This is a genomic window from Parapedomonas caeni (assembly GCF_041060555.1).
GTDB lineage: Bacteria > Pseudomonadota > Alphaproteobacteria > Sphingomonadales > Sphingomonadaceae > CAUJIW01.
The window spans coordinates 1-2,385 of record NZ_JBEUDS010000060.1; the positions used below are offsets into that span (position 1 = coordinate 1).

2 protein-coding genes are annotated in these 2,385 nt (G+C 63.4%); both read left to right on the top strand.

What is annotated here, in order from left to right; all coding sequences use genetic code 11:
* The first annotated feature begins 4 nt into the window (after positions 1-4).
* A complete protein-coding gene (gene istA / locus ABU113_RS17110) occupies positions 5-1,522 on the top strand; it encodes an IS21 family transposase (RefSeq protein WP_454560660.1) in 1,518 nt (505 codons plus the stop codon).
* An 11-nt stretch (positions 1,523-1,533) separates the two neighbouring features.
* A complete protein-coding gene (gene istB / locus ABU113_RS17115) occupies positions 1,534-2,274 on the top strand; it encodes an IS21-like element helper ATPase IstB (RefSeq protein WP_422932732.1) in 741 nt (246 codons plus the stop codon).
* Positions 2,275-2,385 lie beyond the last annotated feature (111 nt).

Genomic DNA, 2,385 nt, shown 5'->3' on the forward strand with positions numbered 1-2,385 from the left:
CCATGTGCGCGAGATTTTGCGTCTGAGCCTGGACTGCGGGCTTTCGACGCGGGTAGTTGGCGAGCGGGTCGGGGTCGGATCGACGACGGTCCGGGATACGCTTCGGCGGTTCAGTCGGTCGGGGCTGACTTGGCCGGTGCAGCCTGAGATGACGGACAGCGACCTGGAGTCCCGGCTCTACGGCGTGCCAGGGGTAAAGCCCGGGCGCCGCAAGTTGCCGGAGCCCGACTGGGCGGTGGTGGCGCGTGAGTTGAAGCGCAAGCACGTGACGCTGCAGATCCTGTGGGAGGAGTACTACGCGGCGAACCCTGACGGCTATCGCTACAGCCGATGGTGTGACCTGTTCCGGCGCTGGGAAGGCCGGCTGCCGTTGGTGATGCGCCAGAGCCATGCTGGCGGCGAGAAGCTGTTCGTTGACTACGCTGGCGACACGGTGCCGGTGGTGGTGGATCGCAGGACCGGCGAGATCCGCGATGCGCACTTGTTCGTCGCTGTTCTGGGCGGCTCAAGCCTGTCGTTTGCGTGTGCGACCTGGACCGAGCAATTTGCCGACTGGGCCGAGGCCCACAATGCTGCCTTTGCCTTCTTCGGCGGGGTGCCGCAGCTGCTGGTTCCGGATAATGCCAAGGTCGCGGTGATCAAGGCCTGCCACTTCGATCCGATGATCAACCGCAGCTACACGGACATGGCTCGGCATTACGGGACGGCAGTGCTGCCGGCGCGGCCGAGGAGGCCCAAGGACAAGGCGAAGGTTGAGGCCTGTGTCAGGATCGTCGAGCGCTGGGTGCTGGGCCGTCTGCGCAATTGCATCTTTTACAGTCTGGCCGAGCTCAATACTGCCATTACCGAGTGCCTTGCTGATCTGAATGAGCGCCGTGTGCTGCGCCAGTTCGGCCGAACGCGCCGACAGCTGTTCGAGGAGATCGATGCTCCGAACCTGAAGCCGCTACCGGCTGAGCCGTGGGTCCATGCGCAATGGAAGCGCTGCCGGGTCGGGCTCGATTACCATATCGCAGTCGAGCAGCATCATTACTCCGTGCCGCACCGCTACGCGCGCCGGGAGGTCGAGGCGCGTTACACCGCCCGGACCGTGGAGATCTTCCTCGGCGGCGAGCGGATCGCGGTGCACATGCGCGGCAGTGGCAATGGTCGGCACACGACCGTGCCCGAGCACATGCCGTCGAGCCACCGGCGCTATCTCGACTGGACACCGGCAAAGATCCAGGAGGAGGCGGGCCGGATCGGCCCGATGCTGTCGCTGCTGATGGAGCGCATCATCGAGGACCGGCCGCATCCCGAGCAAGGCTACCGTTCGTGCCTGGGGATCATTGGCCTGGGCAAGCGCTTTGGCGCTGAGCGCCTTGAAGCGGCTGCGCTTCGCGCGCTGGAGATCGGCGCGCGCAATTATCCGTCTGTAAAATCGATCCTCGAAAAGGGGCTCGACAAGGTGCCCGTGTCCAAAGCCCCGGAGCGCGAGCCGATCCTGCACGACAATATCCGGGGCTCTCAATACTACCACTGAAAGGAGCAAGGATGCTCAAACACCCTACACTTGATCAGTTGAACCAGCTTGGCCTGACGGGCATGGCTCATGCCTTTGCCGACCTCGATGGCAATGGCGAGGCCGCCAGCCTGAGCCATGCGGAATGGTTGGCGCTGTTGCTTGATCATGAGACGACATGGCGAAATGACCGCCGCCTTGCCCTGCGGCTGCGTCAGGCAAAACTACGCCATCATGCCGTGCCTGAGGATGTTGATTATCGCAGCACACGCGGGCTTGACCGGCGGCTGTTCGAGATGCTGCTCAAGGGCAACTGGATCGGTGCCCATGAAAACTGCGCGATCATCGGGCCAGCAGGGGTCGGTAAAAGCTGGCTGGCCTGCGCCATCGGGCATCAGGCCTGCCGTGACAATCGGTCGGTCCTTTACACGCGGCTGCCGCGGCTGATCGATGAGCTGTCGCTGGCAAAGGGTGATGGCCGCATTGCTGCGCGGATGAAGAGCCTGGCCCGCGTGGACCTGCTCATCCTTGATGACTGGGGTCTTGAGCCGCTCGATGGCAATGCCCGCCATCATCTGCTGGAGATCCTCGAGGATCGCTATGGTCGGCGTTCAACGCTGGTCACAAGCCAGCTTCCCATCGCGCGCTGGTTCGATCTCATCGGCGATCCCACCTACGCCGATGCCATCCTCGATCGTCTCGTCCACAACGCCCACAGGCTCGAACTCGAGGGGGAATCCATGCGCCGCCTGGCTCAGCGTGCCGCCGCTTGACCAACGCCAAACCATAGTGCGAATAGATACCAACGATCAGGTGCTCTACCTGCGCGCGATCAAATCGGAACGCTGCGCGGCATCAGATCGGAATACATGCGCGCGATCATC

What these genes read in the sequence shown, in the direction of transcription:
- istB (WP_422932732.1), top strand. Translation starts at nt 1,534, where the DNA reads ATGCTCAAACACCCTACACTTGATCAGTTGAACCAGCTTGGCCTGACG.